General features: G+C 65.9%; 26 protein-coding genes, 1 tRNA gene and 2 pseudogenes. 17 read left to right on the top strand and 12 right to left on the bottom strand.

Going from position 1 to position 25,957, the window contains the following annotated elements; all coding sequences use genetic code 11:
* Nucleotide 1: 1 nt before the first annotated feature.
* Both M2336_RS16190 and M2336_RS16195 read right to left on the bottom strand, forming a co-directional pair.
* Nucleotides 2-214, bottom strand: coding sequence for a hypothetical protein (locus tag M2336_RS16190; RefSeq protein WP_264573276.1), 213 nt, complete (start codon nucleotides 212-214; stop codon nucleotides 2-4).
* Nucleotides 211-651: a DUF983 domain-containing protein gene (locus M2336_RS16195; RefSeq protein WP_413715978.1), complete on the bottom strand. Its 441-nt coding sequence runs from the start codon at nucleotides 649-651 to the stop codon at nucleotides 211-213. The genes M2336_RS16190 and M2336_RS16195 overlap by 4 nt, the downstream gene beginning before the upstream one ends.
* A gap of 89 nt (nucleotides 652-740) precedes the next feature.
* Here M2336_RS16195 and M2336_RS16200 point away from each other — a divergent pair, with 89 nt between their 5' ends.
* From M2336_RS16200 to M2336_RS16210, 3 genes are read left to right on the top strand one after another with little or no spacing between them, the layout of a single operon-like run.
* Entirely contained in the window at nucleotides 741-2,114 is a 1,374-nt protein-coding gene (locus tag M2336_RS16200; RefSeq protein ID WP_264573278.1) for a PLP-dependent aminotransferase family protein, read from the top strand.
* A 54-nt stretch (nucleotides 2,115-2,168) separates the two neighbouring features.
* On the top strand, nucleotides 2,169-4,967 hold the full coding sequence (locus M2336_RS16205; protein WP_413716184.1) for an ATP-dependent DNA helicase: 2,799 nt from the start codon (nucleotides 2,169-2,171) through the stop codon (nucleotides 4,965-4,967).
* Nucleotides 4,964-5,515: a SixA phosphatase family protein gene (locus M2336_RS16210; protein WP_264573280.1), complete on the top strand. Its 552-nt coding sequence runs from the start codon at nucleotides 4,964-4,966 to the stop codon at nucleotides 5,513-5,515. Before M2336_RS16205 ends, M2336_RS16210 begins: the two co-directional genes overlap by 4 nt.
* A 285-nt stretch (nucleotides 5,516-5,800) precedes the next feature.
* Here M2336_RS16210 and M2336_RS16215 read toward each other — a convergent pair.
* The 8 genes and pseudogenes from M2336_RS16215 to M2336_RS16250 form a co-directional block, all read right to left on the bottom strand.
* A pseudogene (locus M2336_RS16215) lies at nucleotides 5,801-6,031 on the bottom strand (MerR family transcriptional regulator); the annotation flags it as partial.
* Between the two features lie 85 nt (nucleotides 6,032-6,116).
* A complete protein-coding gene (locus M2336_RS16220; RefSeq protein WP_264570883.1) occupies nucleotides 6,117-6,413 on the bottom strand; it encodes an integration host factor subunit alpha in 297 nt (98 codons plus the stop codon).
* A 156-nt stretch (nucleotides 6,414-6,569) separates the two neighbouring features.
* Complete coding sequence (locus tag M2336_RS16225) at nucleotides 6,570-7,541, bottom strand: beta-ketoacyl-ACP synthase III (RefSeq protein WP_319801478.1); 972 nt, start codon at nucleotides 7,539-7,541, stop codon at nucleotides 6,570-6,572.
* Entirely contained in the window at nucleotides 7,538-8,584 is a 1,047-nt protein-coding gene (gene plsX / locus M2336_RS16230; protein ID WP_181560212.1) for a phosphate acyltransferase PlsX, read from the bottom strand. Before plsX ends, M2336_RS16225 begins: the two co-directional genes overlap by 4 nt.
* A 22-nt stretch (nucleotides 8,585-8,606) precedes the next feature.
* The gene (gene rpmF, locus M2336_RS16235) at nucleotides 8,607-8,786 is read right to left on the bottom strand and encodes a 50S ribosomal protein L32 (RefSeq protein WP_264570885.1); all 180 of its coding nucleotides are present in this window, start codon (nucleotides 8,784-8,786) and stop codon (nucleotides 8,607-8,609) included.
* Between the two features lie 229 nt (nucleotides 8,787-9,015).
* Nucleotides 9,016-9,693: an MBL fold metallo-hydrolase gene (locus tag M2336_RS16240; RefSeq protein WP_319801479.1), complete on the bottom strand. Its 678-nt coding sequence runs from the start codon at nucleotides 9,691-9,693 to the stop codon at nucleotides 9,016-9,018.
* A 57-nt stretch (nucleotides 9,694-9,750) separates the two neighbouring features.
* Complete coding sequence (locus tag M2336_RS16245) at nucleotides 9,751-10,452, bottom strand: NAD-dependent deacylase (RefSeq protein ID WP_264573281.1); 702 nt, start codon at nucleotides 10,450-10,452, stop codon at nucleotides 9,751-9,753.
* Nucleotides 10,453-10,498: 46 nt separating this feature from the next.
* Nucleotides 10,499-11,125: a restriction endonuclease gene (locus M2336_RS16250; protein WP_264593205.1), complete on the bottom strand. Its 627-nt coding sequence runs from the start codon at nucleotides 11,123-11,125 to the stop codon at nucleotides 10,499-10,501.
* Between the two features lie 112 nt (nucleotides 11,126-11,237).
* On the opposite strand from M2336_RS16250, the gene dapB reads away from it, so the two are divergent.
* The 8 genes from dapB to M2336_RS16290 all read left to right on the top strand — a co-directional run bounded on the left by dapB (nucleotide 11,238) and on the right by M2336_RS16290 (nucleotide 16,874).
* The gene (gene dapB / locus M2336_RS16255) at nucleotides 11,238-12,005 is read left to right on the top strand and encodes a 4-hydroxy-tetrahydrodipicolinate reductase (RefSeq protein WP_264573283.1); all 768 of its coding nucleotides are present in this window, start codon (nucleotides 11,238-11,240) and stop codon (nucleotides 12,003-12,005) included.
* 3 nt (nucleotides 12,006-12,008) lie between these two features.
* On the top strand, nucleotides 12,009-12,665 hold the full coding sequence (gene nth / locus M2336_RS16260) for an endonuclease III (protein ID WP_264573284.1): 657 nt from the start codon (nucleotides 12,009-12,011) through the stop codon (nucleotides 12,663-12,665).
* 104 nt (nucleotides 12,666-12,769) lie between these two features.
* Nucleotides 12,770-13,036, top strand: a complete 267-nt coding sequence (locus M2336_RS16265) for a spike base protein, RCAP_Rcc01079 family (RefSeq protein WP_264573285.1) — start codon at nucleotides 12,770-12,772, stop codon at nucleotides 13,034-13,036.
* 104 nt (nucleotides 13,037-13,140) lie between these two features.
* Nucleotides 13,141-15,534, top strand: a complete 2,394-nt coding sequence (locus M2336_RS16270) for a sialate O-acetylesterase (RefSeq protein WP_264573286.1) — start codon at nucleotides 13,141-13,143, stop codon at nucleotides 15,532-15,534.
* On the top strand, nucleotides 15,531-15,794 hold the full coding sequence (locus M2336_RS16275) for a hypothetical protein (RefSeq protein ID WP_264573287.1): 264 nt from the start codon (nucleotides 15,531-15,533) through the stop codon (nucleotides 15,792-15,794). The genes M2336_RS16270 and M2336_RS16275 overlap by 4 nt, the downstream gene beginning before the upstream one ends.
* Nucleotides 15,791-16,273 carry a lysozyme gene (locus tag M2336_RS16280; protein ID WP_264573288.1) on the top strand — a complete coding sequence of 161 codons (483 nt, stop codon included), beginning with the start codon at nucleotides 15,791-15,793 and terminating at the stop codon, nucleotides 16,271-16,273. The genes M2336_RS16275 and M2336_RS16280 overlap by 4 nt, the downstream gene beginning before the upstream one ends.
* A complete protein-coding gene (locus tag M2336_RS16285) occupies nucleotides 16,270-16,734 on the top strand; it encodes a hypothetical protein (protein ID WP_264593206.1) in 465 nt (154 codons plus the stop codon). The genes M2336_RS16280 and M2336_RS16285 overlap by 4 nt, the downstream gene beginning before the upstream one ends.
* Before the next feature lie 65 nt (nucleotides 16,735-16,799).
* Nucleotides 16,800-16,874, top strand: a tRNA-Thr gene (locus M2336_RS16290).
* Between the two features lie 47 nt (nucleotides 16,875-16,921).
* Here M2336_RS16290 and M2336_RS16295 read toward each other — a convergent pair.
* Nucleotides 16,922-17,254 (bottom strand): hypothetical protein, encoded by a 333-nt coding sequence (locus M2336_RS16295; RefSeq protein WP_264573290.1) that lies wholly within the window; start codon nucleotides 17,252-17,254, stop codon nucleotides 16,922-16,924.
* A 467-nt stretch (nucleotides 17,255-17,721) separates the two neighbouring features.
* Here M2336_RS16295 and M2336_RS16300 point away from each other — a divergent pair, with 467 nt between their 5' ends.
* A complete protein-coding gene (locus M2336_RS16300; protein WP_264593207.1) occupies nucleotides 17,722-20,007 on the top strand; it encodes a glycosyl hydrolase 115 family protein in 2,286 nt (761 codons plus the stop codon).
* A gap of 15 nt (nucleotides 20,008-20,022) precedes the next feature.
* Nucleotides 20,023-20,337 carry a hypothetical protein gene (locus tag M2336_RS16305; protein WP_264593266.1) on the top strand — a complete coding sequence of 105 codons (315 nt, stop codon included), beginning with the start codon at nucleotides 20,023-20,025 and terminating at the stop codon, nucleotides 20,335-20,337.
* A 58-nt stretch (nucleotides 20,338-20,395) separates the two neighbouring features.
* On the opposite strand, the pseudogene M2336_RS18075 reads toward M2336_RS16305, so the two are convergent.
* Nucleotides 20,396-20,491: pseudogene (locus M2336_RS18075) on the bottom strand (PEPxxWA-CTERM sorting domain-containing protein); the annotation flags it as partial.
* Between the two features lie 692 nt (nucleotides 20,492-21,183).
* Here M2336_RS18075 and M2336_RS16315 point away from each other — a divergent pair.
* From M2336_RS16315 to M2336_RS16330, 4 genes are read left to right on the top strand one after another with little or no spacing between them, the layout of a single operon-like run.
* Nucleotides 21,184-22,626, top strand: a complete 1,443-nt coding sequence (locus M2336_RS16315) for an efflux transporter outer membrane subunit (protein ID WP_264573293.1) — start codon at nucleotides 21,184-21,186, stop codon at nucleotides 22,624-22,626.
* A gap of 14 nt (nucleotides 22,627-22,640) precedes the next feature.
* Nucleotides 22,641-23,987, top strand: a complete 1,347-nt coding sequence (locus tag M2336_RS16320) for an efflux RND transporter periplasmic adaptor subunit (RefSeq protein WP_264573294.1) — start codon at nucleotides 22,641-22,643, stop codon at nucleotides 23,985-23,987.
* Nucleotides 23,977-24,690, top strand: coding sequence for an ABC transporter ATP-binding protein (locus M2336_RS16325; RefSeq protein WP_264570898.1), 714 nt, complete (start codon nucleotides 23,977-23,979; stop codon nucleotides 24,688-24,690). The genes M2336_RS16320 and M2336_RS16325 overlap by 11 nt, the downstream gene beginning before the upstream one ends.
* Entirely contained in the window at nucleotides 24,690-25,898 is a 1,209-nt protein-coding gene (locus M2336_RS16330; protein WP_264573295.1) for an ABC transporter permease, read from the top strand. Before M2336_RS16325 ends, M2336_RS16330 begins: the two co-directional genes overlap by 1 nt.
* Nucleotides 25,899-25,957 lie beyond the last annotated feature (59 nt).

Raw genomic sequence — 25,957 nt, forward strand, 5'->3', positions numbered from 1 at the left:
CTCAACATTCCTCGCCGACGAGCCGCCGGCCGTGGCGCCGGACCGGGGGGCCGGATTCTGGCTGGAGAATCTTGAGCAGAGCAAGCGCGAGCCTAACTTCCACGAAATCATCACCCTCGCCCGTCACCACGCGCTGAGCCTCTTCGGCAAAGCCGCTCTCGCGCAGATGCTGCGCTGCGGCCTTGCGGGCCAAATCGATGGGGGCAGTCGTCACGGCCGGTCGCCTGAAGGGGCCACCAGCGGGCCATCCGCGCCATAAGGGTGCCAGGGTTGCGACACCCGCCCTTCCCGCGCCTTGAAGAAATACTGGCTGCAGATCAGCCAGCCCTTGAGCGGCCGCAACGGCAGGATGCAGGTGGCCAACACCAGCGGCAGGGTGGTGACCAGATGCATCCACAGCGGCGGGTCGGCTTTTACCTGCAGCACGAGCGCGAAAACGACTGCCGGCACGCAGGCGAAGCAGATTACGAAGAAAGCGGGGCCATCGGCCGGCTCGGCATAATCATATGAGAGCCCGCAGACCTCACAGGAGTCGCGGATCGTCAGGAATCCCTTAAATAGCCGGCCCTGCGCGCAGCGTGGGCAGCGGCCGCGCAACCCGGTGCGCACGGGGTCATGCCGAGGCCCGTTTTCTTGCTCTTGCGTGGTCAGGTTAGACACGGCGATTGCTCCATTTCCTTTGGCAATCAGATAGGCGATATGTAGGCATCATCCTACCATACATAAAGCGGGCGCTCGCCATGCAGAACTGGGTTGCCCTGATCCGCGCCGAGAAATTCCGCGCGGACCATGGACCAAAATATGCGGCCATTGCCGATGCCCTCCGCGGCGCGATCCACTCCGGCGAGTTGCGACCCGGAGAACGCCTCCCCGCGCAGCGCGATCTGGCCGCGCAGCTCGGCGTGGACCTGACGACGGTCACCCGCGCCTACACGCTGGTGCGCGAGGCCGGGCTGATCGAAGGCGCCGGGAAGCTCGGCAGCTTCGTGCGCAATGACATTGCCCTGCCCCGCTTTGGCGAAACCGCGAGCGACCGGGGCATGAATGTGCCACCGCAGCCGGGCTTCAACCTGCTGCCACAGGCGATCCACCATGGCATGGCCAGCCTGCTGCGCGCCGGTCGCCATTCCCCGATCCTCCAGTATCAGCCGAGCCTCGGCAACATCGCGGACCGCGCGCAGGGGGCTGAGCGGCTGGCGGCGCTCGGCTTGCCGAGCGAGGCGGACCAGATCGCCATTACGGCAGGCGCCCAACATGCCCTGCACGGGCTGGTCCACACCATCTTGGAGCCGGGCGACCGCCTGTGCTGTGCGCCGTTCATCTATCCCGGCATGATCGCGCTGGTGCGGCGGCGGGGGCTGGTGCTCACGCCCGTCGATGTCGATGATGATGGGCTGATACCGGATGCGCTGGACGCTGCCCTGCGCGAGGGCGCCCGCGCAGTCTATCTCACGCCCACCAATGACAATCCCACCTGCATCACCATGGGATTGCGGCGCCGGGAGGAGATTGCCGCCGTCATCGTCACCCATGGCGCGACACTGATCGAGGACGACGCCTATGGGCAGCTCTGCCGCGCCGCCCATCCGCCCTGCGCGGCGCTGATCCCGGTGCAAAGCTGGTATATCGCCGGCACGTCCAAGCTCATCTCGCCGGCCTTGCGCGTCGCGCATGTTCGCGCGCCCTCCGCAGAGCAGAATCTGCAACTGGGCGCGGCGCTGGGCGACAGTGCCGTGATGGCGCCGCCGCTGAACGTCGCTCTGGTCAGCCACTGGCTGCGCGAGGGGCTGTTCGGTGCGCTGATCGATGGCGTGCGGGCGGAAGCGGTCACGCGGCACCGGCTCGTGACGCGCCATCTCGGCGGCCTGCCCTACCGGATGCAGCCCGAGGGTTACCATCTCTGGCTGGACCTGCGCGATACCAGCGGACGGGCGCCGGATATCGACGCGCTGATCGGTGTGTTAGGCGGCATGGGCCTTTCTGCCGTGGCCGGCAGTGCGTTCGCCGTTGAAGATGACTCGTCCACGCATATGCGTCTGTCCGTCGGCGGCGCGCTCGACCATGGGGCAATCGAACGTGCGCTGCGGCACCTCCGGGACCGACTGGTGCGCTGAGCCCGACCCCGGCGGGCGGTTATGCGGTAAAATGACCGAACGCGCGTTCCCCTTATGGACCAAGCACGCTATGGCTGCCGGGTGTCCCCATCCGATCCGATCCTGCCGGGCCTGCCACCGGCGCTCCATGCCAGCCATGCCGGCATCTGGCTGACCGATGGCAGCGGCGAGCAGACCATCGGGCTTGGTCGCGGCCAGGCCCTTGCGCGCGCCGCAGATACGCCGCTGCTGCTTGTCAATGCGCCGCTGCTGGGATCGCGATTGGGCTATGCGGATCTCTCTGGCCTCGACCTGCTGGAGCTATTTGCCTTCCTCTTCCCCGCCCAATTCGTGATTCCCACCGTCGCAGGACTGGCCCGGGCCATGGGTCTGGCGCCGCCGGCCAGCGATGCCGAGACGGCCCGGCTCATCCCGCAGATTGCCAGCTCCATGCTCGGCTGGACCGAGCGGGCCGACTGGGCGGAACGTGAAGGCGCCTGGACCAGCCTCAATCAGCTCGAGCGGCTGCGGTGGAGCTGGGCGCCGCTGCTGCGCCCGCGCATTCGTCAACCGGCTGAGGCCGAGCGATGGTTGTTCACGCGCCTGCCGCAATGGGAGGAGCAGGCGCCCCGCCCTGCCCCGCGCCCGGTGACCCTCGGCGAGGCGGATGTGTTGGCGCGCCTGCGCAGCCTCACCGGCAGCGGCGCCGAAACGCGGCAGGGCCAGCGCGATTTCGCCGCCGCCGCGTCCGGCAGCTTCGCGCCCCGGCCGCGTGAAGATACGCCCAATGTCGTGCTCGCTCAGGCCGGCACCGGCATCGGCAAGACGCTCGGCTATCTCGCGCCCGCGACGCTATGGGCCGAGCAATCCGGCGGGACGGTGTGGATCGCCACCTACACCAAGGCCCTGCAACGCCAGCTCGACCGCGAAACCCGGCGCCATTATCCGGACGATGCCGCCTTCCGCCGCCATGTCGTCATCCGTAAGGGCCGGGAGAATTATCTCTGCCTGCTCAACCTGGAAGATGCCCTGCAGGGCGGCTTCGCCGGGCGCGCGGCGGTGCTGGCGCAGTTCGTGGCGCGTTGGGCGGGCTATACGCGCGACGGGGATATGGTCGGGGGCGATCTGCCGGGCTGGCTGATGGCCCTGTTCCGCCGCGCGGGCGCGACAGCGCTCACTGACCGGCGCGGCGAGTGCATCTATGCAGGCTGCCCGCATTTCCGCACCTGCTTCATCGAACGGGCGACCCGCGCCAGCCAGAATGCGGACATTGTGATCGCCAATCACGCGCTGGTGATGATCAACGCTGCGCGCGGGCGGGAAGCCCAAGGCACGCCGACCCGGATCGTCTTCGACGAGGGGCACCATCTGTTCGATGCAGCGGATTCGACCTTCGGCGCGGCACTCACCGGGCGCGAGGCGATCGAGCTGCGGCGCTGGATCATGGGGCCGGAAAGCGAGCGCAAGGGCCGCCGGCGGGGCCTCGCCGCCCGTCTCTCCGATGTCGCAAGCTATGACGAGGAAGGCGCCGAGGCCATCGACGCCGCACGCGAAGCCGCTCGCGCCCTGCCGGGCGAGGACTGGCTGCGCCGCGTCGTCGAGCATGGCGCCGAGGGAGCGATCGAGGCGGTGCTCGCCGCCGTGCGCGACACCGTCTACGCCCGCGCCGAACGGGACGGACGCGACACCGATCCGGGCTATGGGCTGGAAGTGGACCTGAGCGAAGCGGACGGCGCACTGATCGATGCTGCCACGGATGCCGCGCGCGCGTTGGAGGCGCTGCTGGGGCCGCTCCAGCGGCTGGGCAAGCGCCTCGTCGCCGTCATTGAGCTGGCGCCGGACTGGCTGGATGGCCCGGCACGCGCGCGCATCGATGGCGCGATCTCCGCCCTTGGCTGGCGGTGCGATCTGCTGCGCGCCTGGATTGCGCTCCTGCTGCGCGTCGGCGGGCCGCCCGAGCCGGCCTTTGTCGACTGGCTGGCGGTGGATCGCGTCGAGGGCAAGGAATATGACATCGGCCTGCACCGCCACTGGCTGGACCCGACCAAGCCCCTGGCCGAGACGGTGATGCGGCCGGCCCATGGCGTGCTCGTCACGTCGGCGACACTGCGGGCCGGCGGCGATACCCAGACGGCCGTCGAGCGATCGGGCGCGGTGCATCTGGGGCGCGCGCCTAAATGGTTCGAGGCGGCCAGCCCCTTCGACTATGCGCGGCAGAGCGAAGTGCTGATCGTCACCGACATCAAGCGCGGCGATCTGCCCGCGCTGGCCGGCGCCTATGCCCGGCTGATCGAGGCGGCGGGCGGCGGGACGCTGGGACTGTTTACGGCCATTCGCCGGCTGCGCTCCGTGCAGAAGCGCATTGCCGATCGGCTCGCCCGTGCCGGCCTGCCGCTCTATGCGCAGCACGTCGACCCGTTCGACCCGGCAACCCTGATCGACATGTTCCGGGACGATCCGCGCGCCTCCCTGCTCGGCACGGACGCGCTGCGTGACGGGATCGACGTGCCGGGCGATTCGCTGCGGTTGGTGGTGATGGAAGGCGTGCCCTGGGCCAAACCTTCAGTGCTGCACGCAACGCGGCGGCAGGCCAGTGGTGAGCCGACCGCCTATGATGATCGGCTGGTCCGCGCCCGCCTCGCCCAGGCATTCGGGCGGCTGATCCGCCGGGGTGACGACAGCGGCCAGTTCGTGATGCTCTCCTCGGCCATGCCCAGCCGGTTGTTGAGTGCTTTCCCAGCCGATGTCCCCATCCTGCGCATTCCGCTCGATGAAGCCATCGCTCGCGTGCGCTCACGCCTTGGTTCCTCGGCCGATATCGGGCAGAGACCGCTGGACGGATCTTATGAGACTAGGGTGTCCACCAAGGAATGAAGACGGTTATCGTTCTGCGCCATGCCAAGTCCGACTGGAGCGATGCCGCGCTGCGCGACTTCGACCGCGGGCTGAACGGCCGCGGCGAACGCGCGGCGGCCGTGATGGGCCAATGGGCCGCCGGTCACGGCGTGACCTTCGAGACGATCATGGCATCGCCCGCCGTCCGCGTGACGCAGACATTGGCGCGTTTTCGCGACGCTTATGGCCCCTGCCCCGAACCCATGCGGGACATGCGGCTCTATCTGGCTTCTGCCGGAACCATAGCAGAGGTGCTGAGCGAAACCGCGCCGGACCGGGCCTCGGTTCTGTTGGCCGCCCACAGTCCCGGCCTTGAGGATTTCATCCTGACGGCCAGCGGCCAAGAGCGGCTGGCCGGACTGCGCGCATCCGTCGAAACGAAATTTCCGACCGCCGCCATGGCCGTGCTGACCTTCGATGTGGCGGGCTGGGCGGACCTCGCCAGCGGATTCGCTGATGCGGCGACGCTTGAAGCCTTTGTACGGCCACGCGATCTGGATCCGAGTCTGGGGCCGGATCAGCGCTGATTCGCATCACCGGCAGGCCGCTCAACCGGGGTTGAGCGCCTCCTCGAGATTGTTGCGGATCACCCTCAGCCTTGCGATCACCGTGGAGATGTCCGGCGAGTCCGGCGCGCGCGGGCGGATCGGCTGATCGACGCCCGCCCCCAAAAACAGGTCGTCCATTGCGGTCCGTGCCGGACTGGAGCGCTCGTCGCTCGGTGCCTGCGCAGCGGCTCGCACGACCCGCTCGGCGGGTTGCGCCGCATCTGCCTCATGGAAGGAAGGCGCCGACGCCGCCTTGCGCACGCCGGCCAAGGCCCGCTGCGCACCTGGCACAGTAAAGCCTTCCTCGTTCAACAGTCGATGGATCCGACGCGCAAGTTCCACGTCAGCCGGCCGATAATAGCGGCGATTACCAGAACGCTGGAGCGGACGAAGCTGCGAGAACCGGGTCTCCCAGTAGCGCAAGATATGCTGCGCCACGCCCAGTTCACGAGCAAGCTCTCCAATCGTCAGAAACGCGCCGTCATCTTTGGCCATGCCTTATTCTGCAACGAGATACGCGCGCGGGTCAATCCGCGACCGACCGCACGAGCCCATCACGCGACAGTCAGCCGTGAGATATTCAGGCGCCCGCGACGCGTTCGCGCAGCGTCTGGCTCGGCCGGAAGGTGAGAACCCGACGCGGCGTGATCGGTACCTCGACACCAGTTTTCGGATTGCGCCCGACGCGCTCGTTCTTGTCGCGCAGCACGAACGTCCCGAAACCGGAAATTTTGACATTCTCGCCTTGCTCAAGTGCCTCACTCACAAGATCGAGCACCTGCTCGACAATCTGTGCGGATTCAGACCGCGAGAGGCCGATCTGGCGGTTGAGCCGATCAGCGATCTCAGCGCGGGTCAACGTGTCTTCTGAACTCATTTCGCCCCCAAATAACGAAACCAAGCGCGCCCTGTCCCCCAACAGGCCACATCGCCGTCTCTGCGGCAGAAACTCTTACAATGCAATCGGCAAGAATCGAAACAAGCCGCAGTTATTTCGCGATATTATTGAAAAATAAGATTATCAGAACACGGGCTAAAACCGCAGAGCACTCGCGCCCCAGGTGAAGCCGCCGCCCATCGCTTCAAGCACGAGGAGTTCGCCCCGCTTGATGCGCCCGTCCCGCACGGCGGTATCGAGCGCCAACGGGACCGACGCGGCCGAGGTGTTGGCATGCTGATCGACGGTGACGATCACCCGCTCCGCTTCCAGCCCGAGCTTGCGCGCCGTGGCATCGAGAATGCGGGCATTGGCCTGATGCGGCACCACCCAGTCGATATCCTCGACCGCGATATCGGCCGCCTCCAGCACTTCGCGGAGAACCTGCGCAAGGTTGACCACCGCGTGGCGGAAGACGTCCTGCCCCTTCATCCGCAGCTTGCCGACCGTTCCCGTGGTCGAGACGCCGCCATCGGTATGGAGCAGGCAGTTATGCCGGCCATCGGCGTGGAGGCGACTGGCGAGAATGCCCCGACCGGTCTCCTCATCGGTATCCTGCCCGCGCAGCAGCACGGCGCCCGCACCATCGCCGAACAGCACGCAGGTGCCGCGATCTTCCCAGTCGAGCAGCCGGCTCATCGTCTCCGAGCCGATCACCAGCGCGGTCTTTGCCGCGCCGCCACGGATCATGTTGTCCGCGACAGTCAGCGCGTACAGAAAGCCCGAGCATACCGCTGCCACGTCGAATGCGACGCAATCATTGATGCCCAAACCGGTCTGAACGCGCGTGGCCGTCGCCGGGAAGGTCTGATCGGGCGTCGTCGTCGCCAGAATGATGAGATCGACCTCGGTGGCCGGGACATTTGCCGCCTGCAAAGCCTTGCGCGCCGCCTCGACCGCGAGCGTGGAGGTCGTTTCGCCCTCCCCGGCGAGATGGCGAGCATGAATGCCGGTCCGCTCGACGATCCACTCGTCGCTCGTGTCCACTGTCTGCGCCAACTCATGATTGTCGACACGGCGCCGGGGCAGGGCGGACCCGGTCCCTTCGATCACGGACCGCAAGGTCATTTGGCGACCAGTTCCTCTTTTCCAATAGGCCCAACGCGGGCGATGTCCTGCGCGATGCGGGCACTCAAATCTTCCTCCACCAGCCGCGCGGCGACGTGGACGGCATTGGCGATGCCCTTCTCGTCGGCACTGCCGTGGCTCTTCACCACCATGCCGTTGAGGCCGAGGAAGACGGCGCCATTATGATTGTTAGGATCAAGATGCACCTTGAGCAGGTGCAGCGCCGGCTTGGAGAGCAGGAAACCGGCCTTGGAGCGCAACGAGCTGGTAAAGGCACGGCGCAGCACGTCGGTTACGAACCGGGCGGTGCCTTCGGCCGTCTTGAGCGCGATATTGCCGGCAAAGCCCTCGGCGACGATCACATCCGCATCGCCCGAGCCGATCTTGTCTCCCTCGATGAAACCATCGAAGCGGAGCGGCAGGCCAATACCCTTGCGAAGGACCGCAGCGGCATCGCGAATTTCGTCAGTGCCCTTCAAATCCTCGGTGCCGATGTTGAGCAGGCGCACGCGCGGCATCTCGAGATCGAGCACGACACGGGCATAAGCGGCGCCCATGACCGCGAATTCGACGAGATTGCGCGCGTCGCACTCGGTGTTCGCACCGAGATCGAGCATGACGACATCATTGTCGCCCAGCGTGGGCAGGAATGCAGCCAAGGCGGGCCGGTCGATCCCCGGCAGCGTGCGCAGGGCAAGCTTGGCAATCGCCATCAGCGCGCCGGTATTGCCGGCGGAGACGGCAGCCTGCGCCTCGCCGTTCTTCACAGCCTGAATCGCCAAGCCCATCGAGCTCTGGCGTGACTGGCGGATCGCCTGACTGGGCTTGTCGCCCGCGTTCACCACCTTGTCGGTGTGAACGATTTCAGCGGCTTGCGAGAGATTGGGGTGGTTGGCGAGCGCGGCACGAATCCGCGTCTCGTCACCAAAGAGCAGAAATTGCAGCCCTTCATGCCGACGACGCGCCAAGGCAACGCCCGCGATCATCACGCGGACGCCCTCGTCACCGCCCATCGCATCAATCGCGATCCGCGGCGTCTTCACAGCATGATTCCCCGGTCGGGCCTCAGGCGCCGATCGCGATGATTTCGCGGCCGTTATAGTGCCCGCAAGCGGTGCACAGATTGTGGGGGCGCTTCAGCTCACCACAATTGGGGCATTCCTGATAGGATTCCACGCGCAGCGAGTCATGGCTGCGACGCATGCCGCGCTTGGACGGCGAAGTTTTTCTCTTTGGGACAGCCATGAGGGCACCTGTCTAAAAAACGCAAAACATCAATAACGGGTTCGCTTGCCTGGCCGCCTGCAAAGGCGTCTTGGCGGCCACAGAGGACCGCGGCCAACCGAGAGCCGGGCGTTCGCGAGAGTGAGCGCCTATAGCGCTTTTTCCTGATGGTGCAACCGATTCATTGGACAAACTGGGCGCTTGCGGGACCAGACCGGACATTGGGTGATAGGAAGGCCGCATCGCGCCATCAGTCGCGCACGCCCGTGATGCTGTCGCCCACAAAGGGGTTGCTTGCCCGCTCATGCGCAAAGCTGCTGGGCTGGCCATGGCCCGGCACGAAGATGGTCTCACCACCCAGCGGCCAGAGCTTGCGCGTAATCGAGGCGATCAGATCCCCATGATTGCCAAGCGGAAAATCGGTGCGGCCGATGGAGCCCTGAAAGAGGACATCGCCTACAATGGCGAGCTTTGACGGGCCATGATGAAACACGACGTGACCCGGCGTGTGGCCGGGGCAATGGATGACATCCAGCACCAGCTCGCCGACGGTGACCGTGTCCCCATCGACCAGCCAGCGCGTCGGCTCGAACGGCTCGCCGGGTACGCCCCAGCGCTTGCCGTCATCATCCAGCCGCGCGATCCAGAAGCGATCATCCTCATGGGGCCCCTCGATAGGCAGGCCCAATTCCTTGGCGAGCACGCCGGCCTGCCCGCAATGATCGATATGACCGTGCGTCACGAGCAGCTTCTCCAGCGTTACGCTGGCATCCGCCACCGCCTTCTTGAGCCGCGCCAGATCCCCGCCGGGATCGACCAACGCGCCCCGCATGGTTTTGGTGCACCAGATGAGCGAGCAATTCTGCTGGAGCGGCGTCACCGGGATCATCGCGGCGCGCATCGGCGGATTTTGGGGATCGGCAGTCATGAGCCTGATCTGGCAGTCGAACCCGCCCGGCGCAAGGGTTGCGCGGGGCAGCGCCGTTCAGGACGCCAGCATCTCCTCGACCCATGCCGGCACCAGCTGGCTCGCGGGGCCGAGGCGGGATTCGTCGAACCAGGCGCTGCCTTCTGACGGTTCGAGATTCAGCTCCAGCGTGCGCGCGCCGTAGGCCTGCGCCATGCGGACGAACCCGGCGGCCGGATAGACAGCGCCCGACGTGCCGATCGACACGAACAGATCGGCACGGGCCAGCGCCGCTTCGATCCGGGCCATCTGATAAGGCATCTCTCCGAAAAACACGATGTCGGGCCGTAGGTCGCGCGCGCCGCAGATAGGGCACGCCGCTGCAGGCGGGAGAAGACCGGTCCACGGCAGACGATGATCGCAGGCGGCACACAGCGCGCTGTTCAACGCGCCATGCATATGGAGGAGGTTGCGCGAGCCGCCCCTCTCGTGGAGATCATCGACATTCTGCGTGACCAGCAGGAGCTCGCCGTGCCAATGCGCTTCCAGCCGGGCGAGCGCCTCATGCGCGGGATTGGGCTCAACGCGGTCCAACGCGGCGCGACGCATATCATAGAAGCGATGGACCAGCGCAGGATCGCGCGCCAGCGCTTGAGGCGTGCAGACATCCTCGATCCGATGCTGCGCCCAAAGGCCACCCTCCGAGCGGAAGGTCTCCAAGCCGCTTTCTGCCGAGATGCCGGCGCCGGTGAGGATGACGATATTACCACGTTCCGTCATGACGTTTCGGAAAGCCACGGCTTCAGAAAGTCAAAGCGGATCCTTCTCATCTTTTTGCAGCGAGGGAGTTCACCCAGTCCAAGGTCGCTGGACCGTTTTTCAATTCAAGTCGGTGAGGCATAAATCGCGCGAATTCGCTACTTGGCTTTAATATCCCGGGCTGAAACTCAGAGGTTGTTGTGATGATCCCTTTGGACGCGCCATCATCTATCATCAACGCTCCCAGCATTCCTCGGACATCATCGTGTGTCACGCGATGTCCGGGCTTGTAAGCCTTCGTTTGCTCTAGAATTCTTATGGAGCCGTGGCCGCGTTTCACAGCGATCACGTCCCTGCCCTTGTCCCCCTTCTGAGGGGTCAAGGTGACCTCGTCGAAACCTGCTTTTTCATAACAGGCGGCGATGAACTCTTCAAATTTCCTTGGCTCCTGTACGAAACGGAAAAGAAAGTTGGGATCGCGCCCAAGCTCTTCAACAATCGCCAGCCACGGTAATCCGGCAGCACGGATCAAAACGCCTTCGTTGGTTTTGTCGCCACGGAAGATGAGCTCGGCCTGAAGAAGCAATTCCGGCGAGCCCCGCGGACGAATTGCCAACGATGGCCTCGTACCGAGATCCAAGCCCAGACCTAACCCCATCCCTACCATATCAAGACCATGCCCTTTGGTTGCCACTTTGGCAATCCGACATCCCCCAAGGGGAACGCCTCAGCCGGTGGGATGACAAGTGCGTTCGAGTCTGGCATCGGCGCGATGAGACAGATTTGGGGCGAAGGACGCAAGCATCATGACGGCGATCGGCATCTTTGGCGCGCGGGGGCGCATGGGTCAGGCGATCGCGGGGGTTGCTGCGGATGCCGGGATTGCGGTGGCCGGCGGAACGGACAGTCAGCCGGGCGGGACCATCGGCGCAGAAGGCGCGGCGATCACCAGCGACGCGATGGGTCTTGCAGACAGCGCGGACGTGCTGATCGACTTCTCGGTGCCCGGCGCGCTGCAGGCGCATCTCGATGCCTGCGTCGCGGCGGGGAAGCCGCTGCTGATTGGCACGACCGGCCTCGAAGCAGCGCATCACGCCGCCATCGACCGCGCGTCGGCGCACATCGCAGTGCTGCAGACGGGCAATACCTCGCTCGGCGTCAATCTGCTGGCTGCGCTCGTTCGGGAAGCGGCCGCGCGACTGGGCGACGATTGGGACATCGAAATTCTGGAGATGCATCACCGCCACAAGGTGGACGCTCCTTCCGGCACGGCGCTGCTGCTCGGCGAAGCGGCGGCGGCCGGGCGCGGGATCAGCCTTGCCGAGCATAGCGCGCGGGGGCGCGACGGGATCACCGGCGCGCGCAAGGCCGGCGACATCGGTTTTGCGGCGCTGCGCGGGGGATCGGTCGCGGGCGACCATCTTGTGGTGCTGGCCGCCGATCAGGAGCGGATCGAGCTGGGTCACCGGGCCGAAAGTCGCATCATCTTCGCCCGTGGTGCGGTGAAGGCCGCGCAATGGCTGATCGGCAAGGCGCCGGGACGCTATGCCATGACGGATGTGCTGGGGCTGTAGGTCTTGAGCCGCCAGCGCATTCTCAACCGCGACCAGATTTTCACGCTGTTCTCGCGACTGGCGGAACATAATCCCGAGCCGCGCACCGAGCTGGATTATGGCAATGATTTCCAGTTGCTGGTGGCCGTCGTCCTCTCCGCGCAGGCGACCGATGCAGGCGTCAACAAGGCGACACGGCGGCTGTTCGAAACGGTGAAAACGCCGGCGGACATGGTGGCGCTCGGCGAGGAGGCGCTCAAGGAACACATCAAGACCATCGGCCTGTTCAACACCAAGGCCAAGAATGTCATCGCGCTCTCGCAGGCCTTGGTGGAGACCTATGGCGGCGAAGTGCCGCGCGACCGGGACGTGCTGACCACCCTGCCGGGCGTGGGGCGCAAGACAGCCAATGTGGTGATGAACACGGCGTTCGGCGAGGAAACCTTTGCGGTCGACACGCACATCTTCCGGGTCGGCAACCGGACGGGGCTGGCCCCTGGCAAGACGGTTCTTACCGTCGAGAACGGCTTGGAAAAGCGCGTCCCTCAGCCCTTCCGACGTGATGCCCACCATTGGCTGATCCTGCACGGCCGCTATGTCTGCAAAGCCCGTAAGCCCGAATGCTGGCGCTGCATCATCAGCGATGTATGCCTATTCAAAGAAAAGACGCCCGCACCCTGATTTCACCATATAGGTAAATTTTCCCTGTCCTACAGCACCGATTCGGTGGCTTAAGGGCGCTGCGGCGATTCGGCCGCGGCACCTGCCACAGGAAAGACACGGACATGGCCGACCGCTTCGAAACCCAGACCGACACCCTCACCCAGCCGGCGCGCGAGGCCTTTGCCATTACGCCCCACGCCACCAACGAAATCGACCCGCTGCCCAAGGCCATTTATGTTGGAACAGGCGGCGCCATCACCCTGCGCGCGGCGGGATCCAGCACGGACGTGGTGCTCAAGAATGTCGCGTCAGGGCAGATCCTTGACATTCGCGCCCGCTTCATCCGGGCCAGCGGCACGACCGCGGCCGACATTGTGGGCCTTGCCTGATGGTCGGTCCCGGATTTGGATTCGGCGCTGCAGGGTCTGGGCGCCGCCATCGGCCCCTTGGCGTCTCCCCGACGCCCGCCCCCAGTTGGACGAGCAGACCCGCTATGACCGGCGCCGCCAGCCCTCCGCGCGTCGGCGATATGCTCACCGCTCTGGGCGGCATCATCGTGAACGGCGCGGCGACGGGCTGGCAATGGCTGCGCGATGGCGTACCGATCGCAGGCGCCACCGCCAACAGCTATGTGCTGTCCGCAGCCGATACGGGATCGATGATCGGCCCGCGCGAGCTGGCGAACGGGGCCAGCGGCAGTGGGTCGGCCGATGCGGACCCCGTCGGGCCGGTCGCTGCGGCGCTCATCGCGGCGAGTTACAGCGCAGGCTTCACGCTGGCGCAGTTTCCGAGCTACGAAGAGAAGCGGATTTACCAGCGCGCCACAACCAGCGGCGGTGGCCAGGGCAAGGGCACCGGCACGATCCGCGTGCCGCTGTCTGGCACCGTCACCGCCGGCACGGTCGGGGTGCGCATCCGTTCCGCCGATGATGGCACGACGATCCTGCAGGGGCCATGGACCGCCGGCACGATCGCAAGCGGCGCCACCTATGTCGACGTAACCGGCGTGGACGCGCGGCTTGGCTGGTTCTTCGTCGATCTGAAGGGCGCGGATGGCGCTTGGCAGCTCGGCACCGTCAAGGTCGGCATGGGCATGCTGACCGGCTTTGCGGGTCAATCGCTCACCGTGCGGATGCTGGGGCGCCAGGCCACCGATTCGACAGCGACCTTCGCCTCGCTGGGCATCGTGCCAGATCCTAACAGCGCTGTGCTGGCGCGATATGTGGATGGCAACACCTACAATCCCGCCTCCGCCACCATGCCCTGGCAGACGCCGGGCGACATGAGCAATAGCACCGGCCCCAATTCCGTCGGCGTCGGTGAATATCTCAACCGCATGATTGCGCTGACCGGCGTCAACTGTGGCGTTGTCGGCCATGCGGTCGGCGGCACCACTATCGCCAGCTTCTTTAGCGGGCAGAGCAACTGGACGGCGCTCACCGAGGTGATGAACCGGGCCGGCAATGGCTTCGAGGCCTTTGTCTGGGGCCAGGGCCATACCGAGGCCCTCTATGGCATCCCGCCCAAGGCTTATGGTCAGGCCCTGAGCACCCTCTTCAGCCAGCTGACCGCGCTCAACAGCCTGCCATCCTTCGCCCGTCTCGTCTGGACCATCCCCTCCATGGGGTTGCTGCGGAGCTGGGGCACGCCGTGGCAGGTGAGCCGCATCCGCAAAGGCGCGCAGGACTGGTGCGCGGCCAATGGTGCGACGTATGTCCACATGGACGATACGCTGATGAGCGGCGACGGCATCCACCAGACACAAGCCGGCTCGCTGACCATGGCGCGCCACCTGTATCGCGCGCTGCGCAGTTCTTATGGCGCGAGCGCAGGCCTTGGCCCCGCGCCCCTCTCCGCCACCCGATCCGGCACCACCATCACGCTTACGCTGAGCAATGTCGGCCAGAGCGCTCTCGTGCTGAGCGGCACGCCGGGCAACCGCTTGTGGGTGTTCCCGCGCGGCCGGGTGAACCCGATGGCCAACAACGCGACCGACAACCGCTTCCCGGTGGCATCGGTCAGCGCAGTGAACGCCACGACGCTCGCGATCACGCTCGCCAACGATCCCGGCCCCGGACATGAGCTCGACCTCTGGGTCTACTTCCCGAGCGGCCCTGCCAATGCAGCGACCGACACGATCCGCGATGACCGGACCGATGGAGACGGCATCACCACTGGACGCATCGTGCAGGGCAGCACGCTCCCCATCGCCATCGCGGCGCCGACGCCGGGCGGCGCGATCAATGCCCCGCCGAGCGGCTTCATCGCGCCGATCAGCCCGCTCAGCATGGCCGAGACAAGCACGACCTACGCCGCCAGCACCGGGGGCGCGGCGTTCGGCCAGCAGATCACCGGCGGCTCCGCCCGTGGCAGTTACAGCCCGGTCTTCGCGCCGATTACCGTGGAGGGCTTCTTCACCTGCCCGGACCCGCTCCCGGGCGCGATCCAGGTCCTGTTCGGCGGGTTCGGAAGCAACGGCTCCCGCTTTGTCGCCATCGATGGCGCCGGCAAGCTGCGGGTCTGGAGCGGCCTGACCGGCACCACCGTGCTGGCGCCCGGCAAGCGCTACCATGTCGCCTGCCAGGCCGGGCCGGGAGGGCTGGCGCTCTATGTGACCAACGTCACCGATGGCCTTCCCGGCACCCGCGAGAGCTATGCCGCGTTCGGCGAGACGATCGTGCCGGCCGCCTCGGGCTATTCGCTCCGCAACCATAACGGCGAATACGGGCTCACCGGCGGCGCGCTGGATGAATGGGCGGTGTTCAACAGCGAGCGCTACAGTGGCACGAGCTACGCCTGCCCGAGCGGCCCGTTCACCGGCGATGAAGCGGATATCGTCGCGCTCTATCGCTGCGATGGCGACGCAAAGGATGCGGTGACACGATGACCGGCCCGCAACTCGCGCGGAAGCTGGATCAACTGATCGGCAAGGTGGAAAGCCTTGCCGAGACGGTCGACCGGCAGGCGCAGGAAATCGGCCGCGCATCCGAACGGCTTGCGCTGGTCGAGCAGGACACCAAGCGGACCATGGAAGTGATCGAAGCCTGGCGCGCGGCGAAGCTTTGGCTGCGCTGGAGCCGATGGGTGGCGGGTTTCATCGCCTCGATGATCGCCGCGTTCGCGGCCTTCAAGGGCTTGAGCAAATGAACGCGCGGGACACGCTGCTGGGCGGCGCGGTCGGCAGCGCTTTCATCGGCCTCGCCATCATGATCGCGGCGCCGTTCATCGCGCGATGGGAAGGGACACGGACCGACCCTTATCGCGACATTGCCGGCATTTGGACGGTCTGCACCGGCGAGACCCGCGCGCCGATGCGGCGTTACACGCCCTCCGAATGCGCAGCGATGCTGGATCGAACGCTGGCCGCCGACTGGGCGCCCGCGGTGCTGCGCGCCGTGCCAGCGCTCAAGGATCGGCCTTACCAGTTCGCGGCAGCCATCTCGCTCACCTACAATATTGGCGAGGCGGCCTTTGCGCGCTCGACAGTCGCGCGGCGATTCAACGCGGGCGATTGGCCCGGCGGCTGCGATGCGTTCCGGCTCTGGGTGATGGTCGATGAGCGGCGCGTGCAGGGGCTGGTCAACCGGCGGGAGGCAGAGCGCCGGCTCTGCCTGACCAACCTGTGACGCCGCGGGGATGGCCCGCCGCCACCGGCGCGCTCGCCCTGGCTCTTATTCTCGCGCTGGCATGGGGGATGCGTGTAGACCATCTGCGCGAACGCCATGCCGCCGCACTCGCACAGGCTCGTCAGGATTATCGCGCCGCCCAGGCCAAGGCGCAGGCGGATTTCGACGCGCAGGTCGCCGCGCTACGCGTCCACAACAGGAGGCTCAACGATGCTGCCGAACAGAAGAGCGAGGCTCTCACCCTTGTCTATCGCGATCGCGTTGTGCGCCTGCCAGTCGCGCCCGCTGCCTGTGCTTCCAATCGCCCCGGCCTGCCCGCGCCCGGCGATGCCCAGCCTGTTGACCGATCCGGTCGCGATCCCATCCTTCTTGACCGCGCCGACGCCCTGATCTGCGCGACCAATACTGCCCGGTTGGAGGCGGCGCGCGCCTGGGCGCTGGAGATGCAGACCGGGCCGTGACCTTGCGGCCGAGCCTCATTGCGGATTGACCCCCGCGCGGCGAAATCATAGGGAGTTGCGACCTTGCCGGATTAGCACAGTGGTAGTGCAGCGGTTTTGTAAACCGAAGGTCGCGGGTTCAAATCCTGCATCCGGCACCATTTCCTCATGATGTGAGGGTGGATGCAAAACCTCGCCCTATTTCGCCTCAAAGCGCGCGGATGGATGTCCGGCGATCGTCGAGAGCATTCAGGTCGGCGCTCAGGTGCATTGCATCCGAGCGCTCATCGGGATGAAAACTGCGCGACAGTCCAGCAAAAACGCGCTGCTGTTTCGCTCGGTTGAGAGGCGCGTCTGCAGCAGTGTTGGAGACCTCGGGCTTGGTCTCGCCGGCCCACTTGTAGCCGGCAATTCCGTCCATCAATCGAACGACGGAATCCCTCAGCGAACCGGACGCCTGGAGCGCATCGCCCACAGGGTTGGCATAGGAGACGGGGCTCATGGAACGGCGACGCCAACCAACAATCACATCTTTGATCACGTAAAGTCCCCCGTCGACGCCCCGAAGCATTTACAGGCCGGTGCAACCTTCTGCTGCCTTGAGCGTTTACACCCTTTTTTGGGCGGAGCAATTGCCATCCGCGTGGGAAAAATCGCGCGCCGAGCGGCGCTGCGGGCACTCGATTTGAGGCAAAAAATGGATCGTTTGGCGCCGCGATGGAGAGTTCCCTGCGCCAACGGCGTTGAGCGCGGAAGTCCAAACCCCGCCAGAATGGCAGAAATTCTGGGATATGGCACGCTCCGACCGCGCTAGCGTTAGCGCGTCATGCCCAATTGATGACCGCAGAAGCACTGCCACCGGCATGCCTCTGCTCGACCGAAAACCGTATTAAAACGGCACGATGCATTTGACAGCGGGCTCAACTATTTGCACTTTATTTGTCGGAGTAAAACGCGTGATGATGCGCTGAGGCGCCGCAGACAGGCGAAGAGTGAAGGGAGCGGATCATGCGCGAGCACGCGGCCAGCGGAGTCACGCGGCGACGGCTGATGGGAGGCGCGGCTGCCGGGACGCTCGCTTTGCTCGGTTCACCACTCGCCGCGCGCACCGGGGCGCTGGGATTGGGAGCGCAAGCGCCCTTCCCGCTGATCCGCAGCGGCGTGCCGGCTGCGGTGATAATCGATAGCGAGGCCGACACTGCGGTGGGGCATGTCGCCACGCGATTCGCGGAAGATATTGGGCGGGTGTGCGGCACGGCTGCGCGCGTGTCGAAAGGCTATGGGAGCGCGCCTTCCGGCGTGGCTGTCATCATAGGCGTGCTGGGCCAAAGCCGATTGATCGACGGTCTGATCGCTGCCGGAAAGATCGACGTGGGCGATCTCGCGGGGGCCTGGGAAGCCTTTCGGCGAATCGTCGTGGATCATCCGGCCAAGGGGATCGAGCGCGCGCTGGTGATCGTGGGGTCGGATCGGCGCGGCGCCGTGTTCGGCACCTATGATGTCTCCGAGCAGATCGGCGTCTCGCCATGGCACTGGTTTGCCGATGTGCCGGTCAGGCGACGGCCGGACGTGTCGATCGCCGCCACGCCGGTGCGGGATCAGCCCAAGGTGCGCTACCGAGGGTTCTTCATAAACGACGAGGCACCCTGCCTGAGCGGTTGGGCGGAAAAGACATTCGGCGGCTTCAATGCCGCGATGTACGCCCATGTCTTCGAGCTTCTGCTGCGCCTCAAGGGCAATTATCTCTGGCCGGCGATGTGGGCGCCGCGCGCTTTCGCCGCCGACGACTCGCAGAACATGATCCTTGCCGATGAAATGGGCGTGGTGTTGGGCAATTCCCACCACGAGCCGATGCTCCGGGCGCAGGACGAGTGGCACCGCAATCATGAGGGCGGCGTGACCGGCGGACGCTGGGATTACACGACCAACGCCGACAATCTGCGCGAATTCTGGCGCGGCGGGATCGCCCGCATGATGTCGAAAGGGAACGGCGGGCGCTATGAGTCCGTCGTCACCATCGGGATGCGCGGCGATGGCGACGAAGCCATGGCGGAAGGCACCGCGATCCCGCTGCTCGAACAGATCGTGACGGACCAGCGCGCCATTATCGCCCAGGTGACCGGCCAGAGCGCAGACAATATCCTGCAGGTCTGGGCGCTCTACAAGGAAGTGCAGGATTATTACGACCACGGCATGCAGGTGCCCGACGATGTCATCCTGCTGTTCGCCGACGACAATTGGGGCCAAATCCGCCGCCTGCCCGATCCGGCCGCGAAACCCCGCAGCGGCGGCTATGGGGTCTATTATCACTTCGATTATGTGGGCGTGCCGCGCAACTATAAGTGGCTGAACACCAACCAGATCGAGAAGGTCTGGCAGCAGATGGACCTCGCCTATCAGCGCGATGCCCGGGCGATGTGGATCGTCAATGTCGGTGACATCAAGCCCATGGAACATCCGCTAAGCTTCTTCCTGGCGATGGCCTGGAATCCCGAGGCCATGACGCCGCAGGCGCTGGCCGCTTATCCGGCGCGCTGGGCGGCGGCGATCTTCGGCCCCGAACAGGCCGAGGCGATCGGTGCGATGATAACGGCCTACAGCCAATATGCCGCGCGGCGGAAACCCGAACTGATCGATCAGGACAGCTTCCCGCTGGGCGACATCACACCGCGAGCGCTGGACGGCGGCGTGTTCGGGGCGCTGGTCGCTGAGTGGGATGCGCTCGAACGCCGGATGCTCGCCACGCGGACGCGGCTACGCCCCGAGCAGCACGATGCTTATGATCAGCTCCTCGCCTATCCGATCAGCGCGATGGCCAATCTGTATCGGCTCTATTATGGCGCGGCGTGGAACAAGCGGCTGGCGCAGGACAACGACCCGCGCGCCAACCATTTCGCGGACATGGTGGAAACGAGCTACCAGCGCGATGCCGATCTGACCGCACACTATCATACGCTCAATGGCGGCAAGTGGGATGGCATGATGGCGCAGGTGCACATCGGCTATGTCATCTGGCAGCAGCCGACCCAACAGAGCATGCCCAGCATATCGCGGGTCGGCGATGGCACGACGAAGGGCGCCCCCCTCTTCGTCACGCCCCGCCCTGCAGACCCCCGCGTCATCACGATCGCGGCGAACGACTTCTCCCGCGCGCGCCATGCCAAGGGTCTGCGCTGGACCCCCATTGCCCATCTCGGCCAGGGCGGCAGCGCGATGGTGGCTCTGCCGCAAGGCAGGCCGGCGACCACCCCGACCGACGGGGTCGCGCTCGATTATGAGGTGGACGTCCCCTAGGCCGGGACCGGCCAGATCACGGCCTATCTCGTCCCCACGCTGGATACGATGGGACAGGCCGGAGTCGCGCTCGGCGTGTCTCTGGACGATGGCCCGGTCACGGTCTTGCGAGCCGTGCTGGAGCCGACGGGCGGCGCGCAGGACACATCCGCCAAGCAGCGCTGGGCCCAGGCGGTCATCGACAACAGCGTGCGCCTGACCGCCGATCTCGGCCCGGTTCAGGCCGGGCGGCACCGGATCAGCATCTGGCGGATCGACGACAATGTCGTGCTGGAAAAGCTGGTGCTGAGCATGGCCGGCGAAGAGGGCCGCGCGCCCGCTCCGGCATGACCCATGAAAAAGGGCCGGAAATCCGGCCCTCTCTTCATTTCGCTGCGAACGAAACCGGTCAGCCGAAGCTGACCGACACCTTGCGGCGGCGCATCATAATACCCACCAGCGCCAGACCGCCGAGCATCAGCGCCCAGGTCGCAGGCTCAGGAATGGGATTAGAGGCCGGCGGCGTCACAGGCGGATTATAGGCCGCCTCGCTCACCTGCACATAGCCGCCGAACCAGTCGCCCCAGCAATCGGGGCAGGTGTAGTTCGCCTTGAACTGCAGGGTTACCGACCCGGCATCGGCAAAGCCGGAGCCGATCAGCGCGTTGCTCCAGCCCGGCGTCAGATTGCTGGCGATGCTCGTGCCGTTGAGCAAAATGTCCGTGAACTGGAATTTCGGCGAACCGCTCAGAAACAGATCCACCTTGCTGTAGGTGGGCAGATTGAACGTGAATGTCTGGTCCACCGTCGAGAATTGGGAGACCTGGACGCCCCAATAATCGATGCCGGCCCACTGGCCTGCTGGGTTGTTGATCCCGTCGGTAATGGTCGAGGTCGCCAAAGCGGGGACCGACACCAAAGACAATGCGAGCGCCGCAGCGCCAAGCCTCACGTTCATCATGCTGTTCTCTCGAAGAAGATCGGGCTCCGTCCTGGTGCTTCGCTATCGACGATCCGGCCCTGTTGCAGCCATGATAATCGACGCGCATTCACCGAACAACTTCCTTAACCATCAATATCTTAAGGAATGGATAAGGCCTCTCCGCGCAGCGTTCCGTAGCGGCAATCCACCCGTTCGGTATAATTTGTGACAATTTGCGGCTGGACGAAAAATGCGCGCTCACCCATTCATCGGGCATGAACCGCGCATTCCTGCTGCTATCGGGCATCGTCCTGCTGCCATCCTGCACCATGGCTCCCGCTTATGAGCCGAAAAGCGCCTCCGCTCTGGGGGTGCCCGATCAGTGGTCCGTGCCGGCAACGCCGGACCGGGCGGACCTGACCCGCTGGTGGCTGAGCTTCGATGATCCGGTGCTGGGCCAGTTGGTGGAGCAGGCCGCGCAATCCAACCTCGACCTCGCACAGGCGACGGCGCGGCTGCGGCAGGCGCGCGAGGCGCTGGTGATCAGCCGCTCGAGCCTTCTCCCATCGGCCAGCGGCTCGGCCGGTTACCGCCGAACCGAACCGCTGCGGGGCGGCGACAGGACGACGACGCTGCCGGATGGCTCGGTCGTGACCGTCGGCGACGGCGGCACCGACAGCTTCTCGCTGGGGCTGGACGCCAGCTACCAGCTCGATCTCTTCGGCGGCGTGCGCAGCTCCGTGGCGACCAGCCGGGCGCAATATGAAGGCGCGGGCTTCGATTATGCGACCGTGCTGCTCTCGGTGCAGAGCGAGGTCGCGCGCAATTATGTGCTGGCGCGTGCCTATCAGGCGCAGATCGAGAATGCGCGGTCGAGCCTCGCGATCCAGGATGATAATCTGGAGATTGCCGGCTTCCGCGTGCAGGCGGGGCTGGTTTCTTCGCTGGATGCCGAGCAGGCGCGGGCAAGCCGGGCACAGACTGCCGCCAGCGTGCCGCAGATCGAGCAGCAGTATAATGCCGCCGTCTCCCGCATCGGCGTGTTGACCGGGCAGGCACCCGGCGCGCTCAAGGAGATGCTGGCAGCGCCCAAGCCGATCCCCCATGGGCCGGAGGAGATCGCTGCCGGCATCCCCGCCGACGTGCTGCGCCAGCGCCCCGACGTGCGTACCGCCGAGCGAAACCTCGCCGCCACTACCGCGCAGATCGGCGTCTCGCGCGCGCAGCTTTTCCCGGCACTCAGCATCGGCGGTAGCCTCAGCGCGGGCGCCACCAGCATCGGCAGCGTGCTCGATACGATCACCGGCAGCCTGTTTGCGAGCCTCAGCCAGCTCATTTTCGATGGCGGCCGCACCAGCGCCCAGATCCGCTCCGCGCAGGCGGGTGCGGAAGGCGCCTTCGCCAGCTATCGGTCGACCGTGCTGACCGCGCTGGAAGATGTCGAGAACGCGCTGGTTGCGCTGCGCACCGCCGGTGAGCGGGAACGACAGTTCGCCATCGCCTTCGATGCGGCCAACACCTCCGCTTTGCTCGCGCGGGACCAGTATCGCACCGGCCTAACTGACTTCACCACGCTCAACACGCAGGAAGCCTCGCTCATCTCGGCCCGCAACGGCCTGGTGCAAGCCCGCGCCGACAAGGCAACCGCCCTGATCGCTCTTTACACCGCACTGGGTGGCGGGTGGGATTCCACCGTCACGCCGACCGCGCCTCAATGACCGGAAGCACAAGCATGGCAGATCAGCAACTCGATGATTTCCTCGGCGTGAAGCCGCAGCCGGCCTGGCGTCGCCATTTCAAATGGGTCGCCATCGTCGCCGGCGCGCTGCTACTCATTCTGCTCGCCTGGCGCTTCTTCGGCAGCGCGGAGGCGCCCGGCTATGTGACCGCGCCGGTGCAGCGCAGCCACCTCGTCACCACTGTCTCGGCGACCGGCAAGCTGGCGCCGACCAATCAGGTGACGGTCGGCTCGCAGCTCTCCGGACTGGTGGTGCGCGTGCTGGTGGACGTGAACGACCGCGTGACGCAGGGCCAGCCACTCGCCGAAATCGACCCCGAGCAGATCGAAGACCAGATTCGCCAGGGCCGCGCGCAGCTTGCTGCCAATCAGGCGCAGGTGGCGCAGGCCAAGGCAACCCTCTCCGAATCGCAGGCGCAGCTTGCCCGGCTGGAAGAGGTCGCCCGACTTTCCGGCGGACGCGTCCCTTCCAAGACTGAATTGCAGACCGGACGCGCCAATGTGCAGCGCGCGCAGGCTGCGCTGCGGGTGGCCGAGGCCAATGTCGTCGCCAGCCAGGCCGCGCTTTCCCAGAACCAGACACAGCGGGCCCGCGCGATCATCCGCTCGCCCGTGGCGGGCGTCGTGCTCGCTCGTCAGGTCGACCCCGGCCAGACGGTCGCGGCCTCGTTCAACACGCCGACCTTGTTCGTGATCGCCGAGGATCTCTCCAAGATGAAGCTGGAAGTCGCCATTGACGAAGCCGATGTCGGCACGGTCAAGGAGGGCCAGAAGGCGACGTTCATCGTGGATGCCTTCCCTGAGCGGACCTTCCCGGCCGTCATCACCCGTGTCGACATCGGCTCCAATCTCTCGGCCAGCGCGGCCAGCACCTCCTCGACGTCGAGCACGTCCACGAGCGGCACCACGGGTCAGGTTGTCTCCTATGCCGCCGACCTCAGCGTCGATAACGAGAAGCTCGACCTGCGCCCCGGCATGACCGCGACGGCGGACATCGTCACGTCCGACAAGAAGGATGTGCTGCTGGTGCCCAACGCGGCGCTGCGCTTCTCCCCGCAGGCGCAGGGCGGCAGCCAGGCCGGCGGCGGGCAGTCCGGCATCACCGGCGCGCTCTCGATGGGGCCCCGCCGCAGAGGCGGCGGCAATGACCGCAGCGTCACCGTGGGTCGCGGGGCGCAGCAGCAGGTCTATGTGCTGGGCGACGATGGCAAGCCGAAAGCGGTGCAGATCACGACCGGCGACACCGACGGCTTCCATACCGAAGTGCTCTCCGGCGACCTCAAGCCCGGCATGAACGTCATCACCAGCCAGCTCAGCGGGGCCGCCAGCAGTGGCCGATAACGCCTTCATTTCCCTGCGCGGCATCACCAAGGTCTATGGCGAGGGCGCGACGGCGTTCCAGGCGCTCAAGGGCGTCGACCTCGACGTGGCGCAGGGCGATTTCGTGGCGGTCATGGGCCCGTCCGGCTCCGGCAAGTCGACGGCGATGAACATCCTCGGCTGCCTCGATGTGCCGACCTCCGGCGCCTTCATGTTCAAGGGCGTGCATGTCGAGACGCTGGACCGGGATCAGCGGGCACTGCTGCGCCGCAAATATCTCGGCTTCGTCTTTCAGGGCTTCAATCTGCTGGCGCGCACGACGGCGCTCGAAAATGTCGAGCTGCCCCTGCTCTACCGCGGCGATGCCAAGGATGCGCGGCGAGAGGCGGCAATGAGCGCGCTCGAGAAGGTCGGGCTGGACAAATGGTGGGACCATACGCCCGCCGAACTCTCCGGCGGCCAGCAACAGCGCGTCGCCATCGCGCGCGCGATCGTCACCAATCCCGATGTGCTGCTCGCCGACGAGCCCACCGGAAATCTCGATAGCGAGCGCTCGGTGGAGATCATGGAACTGCTGAGCGGCCTTAATCGCGATGCGGGCATCACCGTGCTCATGGTGACGCACGAGCCAGACATGGCCGAGTTCGCCCGCACCATCGTGCATTTCAAGGACGGGCTGGTCGACCGCATCGAGCAGGGCGCCGGCAAGAGGGCGATGCACTGATGCTGGGCACCACCTTCCTCCTCGCGCTCCGCTCGATCCTGCGGCACAAGCTGCGCTCCTTCCTGACGACGCTGGGCATCATCATCGGCGTGGCGGCGGTCGTCACCATGGTGACGCTGGGCAAGGCGACGACAGCCGCCGTGCAGCAGCAGATCGCGGCGCTTGGCACCAACATCCTGCAGGTGCGGCCCGGCCAAGGCTTCGGCCGGGGGGGCGGCGGGCCGCGTCCGCCCGAGTTCGAACCCTCGGACGTAACGGCGATTCAGCAGCAGGTGGCGGGCGTTACCGCGGTCGCACCGCAGGCGCAGGCCAGCGCGACGGCGATCTATGAGGGCGCCAATTGGTCGACGACGATCAACGGCACGACGATGGATTATTTCAAGGTGCAGCCCTGGCCACTAAGTGCCGGGCGCATGTTCACCCCGGCGGAGGAAACCGCCGGCAAGGCCGTGTGCATCATCGGCTCGACCGTGCAACGCAACCTCTTCCGGGGCGACGATGCCATCGGCAAGCGCTTCCGCATTGGCGATGTCAGCTGCGACATCGTCGGCACGCTGAGCACGCGCGGACAGGCCGGCTTCGGCGGCGATCAGGACGATGTCGTCATCATGCCGATCAAGGCCGTGCAGCGGCGCTTTACCGGGACGACGGATATCCGCCTGCTGATGGTGGGCGTCGATCAAGCCTATTCAACCCAGCAGGTGCAGGCCTCCCTCACCGACCTGCTGCGGGACCGGCGGAAGATCACCGGCGGCAAGGAAGATGACTTCAACATTTTCGACACCCGCCAGATTTCCGACACGCTGACCGGCACCACGACGCTGCTCACCCGCATCGTCGCGGCGGTGGCGGGCATCAGCCTTGTGGTCGGCGGCATCGGCATCATGAACATCATGCTCGTCTCCGTGACGGAACGGACCCGCGAAATCGGCATTCGCCTCGCCATCGGCGCGGTGCAGCGCGAGGTGCTGCTGCAGTTTCTTGTGGAGGCGGTGGTGCTCTCCTGCCTCGGCGGCGCGATCGGCCTGCTGTTGGCCCAAATCGCCATCGCGGTGGCGACGCCTTTGATGCAGGTGCCGTGGACGTTCGACGCGCAGATCAACGTCTTTGCCTTCTGCATTTCGGCGCTGATCGGGGTGGTATTCGGCTTCTTCCCCGCCCGGCGGGCGGCGGCCCTGAACCCCATCGACGCGCTTCGGCACGAATAGGGGGTCTAATCCTCCCCCGTTCGTGTCGAGCGAAGTCGAGACACGCCAGCGCTGTCCTA

It is taken from the genome of Sphingobium sp. B1D7B (assembly GCF_025961965.1).
Taxonomy (GTDB): Bacteria; Pseudomonadota; Alphaproteobacteria; order Sphingomonadales; family Sphingomonadaceae; genus Sphingobium.

Bases quoted from the DNA above. Each gene is read 5' to 3' on its own strand.
- M2336_RS16280 (WP_264573288.1), top strand. From the start codon at position 15,791: ATGAACGCGCGGGACACGCTGCTGGGCGGCGCGGTCGGCAGCGCTTTC.
- M2336_RS16225 (WP_319801478.1), bottom strand. From the start codon at position 7,541: ATGACCTTGCGGTCCGTGATCGAAGGGACCGGGTCCGCCCTGCCCCGG.
- M2336_RS16200 (WP_264573278.1), top strand. From the start codon at position 741: ATGCAGAACTGGGTTGCCCTGATCCGCGCCGAGAAATTCCGCGCGGAC.
- dapB (WP_264573283.1), top strand. From the start codon at position 11,238: ATGACGGCGATCGGCATCTTTGGCGCGCGGGGGCGCATGGGTCAGGCG.
- M2336_RS16315 (WP_264573293.1), top strand. From the start codon at position 21,184: ATGAACCGCGCATTCCTGCTGCTATCGGGCATCGTCCTGCTGCCATCC.
- M2336_RS16205 (WP_413716184.1), top strand. From the start codon at position 2,169: ATGGACCAAGCACGCTATGGCTGCCGGGTGTCCCCATCCGATCCGATC.
- M2336_RS16245 (WP_264573281.1), bottom strand. From the start codon at position 10,452: ATGACGGAACGTGGTAATATCGTCATCCTCACCGGCGCCGGCATCTCG.
- M2336_RS16210 (WP_264573280.1), top strand. From the start codon at position 4,964: ATGAAGACGGTTATCGTTCTGCGCCATGCCAAGTCCGACTGGAGCGAT.
- M2336_RS16265 (WP_264573285.1), top strand. From the start codon at position 12,770: ATGGCCGACCGCTTCGAAACCCAGACCGACACCCTCACCCAGCCGGCG.
- M2336_RS16330 (WP_264573295.1), top strand. From the start codon at position 24,690: ATGCTGGGCACCACCTTCCTCCTCGCGCTCCGCTCGATCCTGCGGCAC.
- M2336_RS16300 (WP_264593207.1), top strand. From the start codon at position 17,722: ATGCGCGAGCACGCGGCCAGCGGAGTCACGCGGCGACGGCTGATGGGA.
- rpmF (WP_264570885.1), bottom strand. From the start codon at position 8,786: ATGGCTGTCCCAAAGAGAAAAACTTCGCCGTCCAAGCGCGGCATGCGT.
- M2336_RS16240 (WP_319801479.1), bottom strand. From the start codon at position 9,693: ATGACTGCCGATCCCCAAAATCCGCCGATGCGCGCCGCGATGATCCCG.
- M2336_RS16270 (WP_264573286.1), top strand. From the start codon at position 13,141: ATGACCGGCGCCGCCAGCCCTCCGCGCGTCGGCGATATGCTCACCGCT.
- M2336_RS16220 (WP_264570883.1), bottom strand. From the start codon at position 6,413: ATGAGTTCAGAAGACACGTTGACCCGCGCTGAGATCGCTGATCGGCTC.
- M2336_RS16275 (WP_264573287.1), top strand. From the start codon at position 15,531: ATGACCGGCCCGCAACTCGCGCGGAAGCTGGATCAACTGATCGGCAAG.
- M2336_RS16320 (WP_264573294.1), top strand. From the start codon at position 22,641: ATGGCAGATCAGCAACTCGATGATTTCCTCGGCGTGAAGCCGCAGCCG.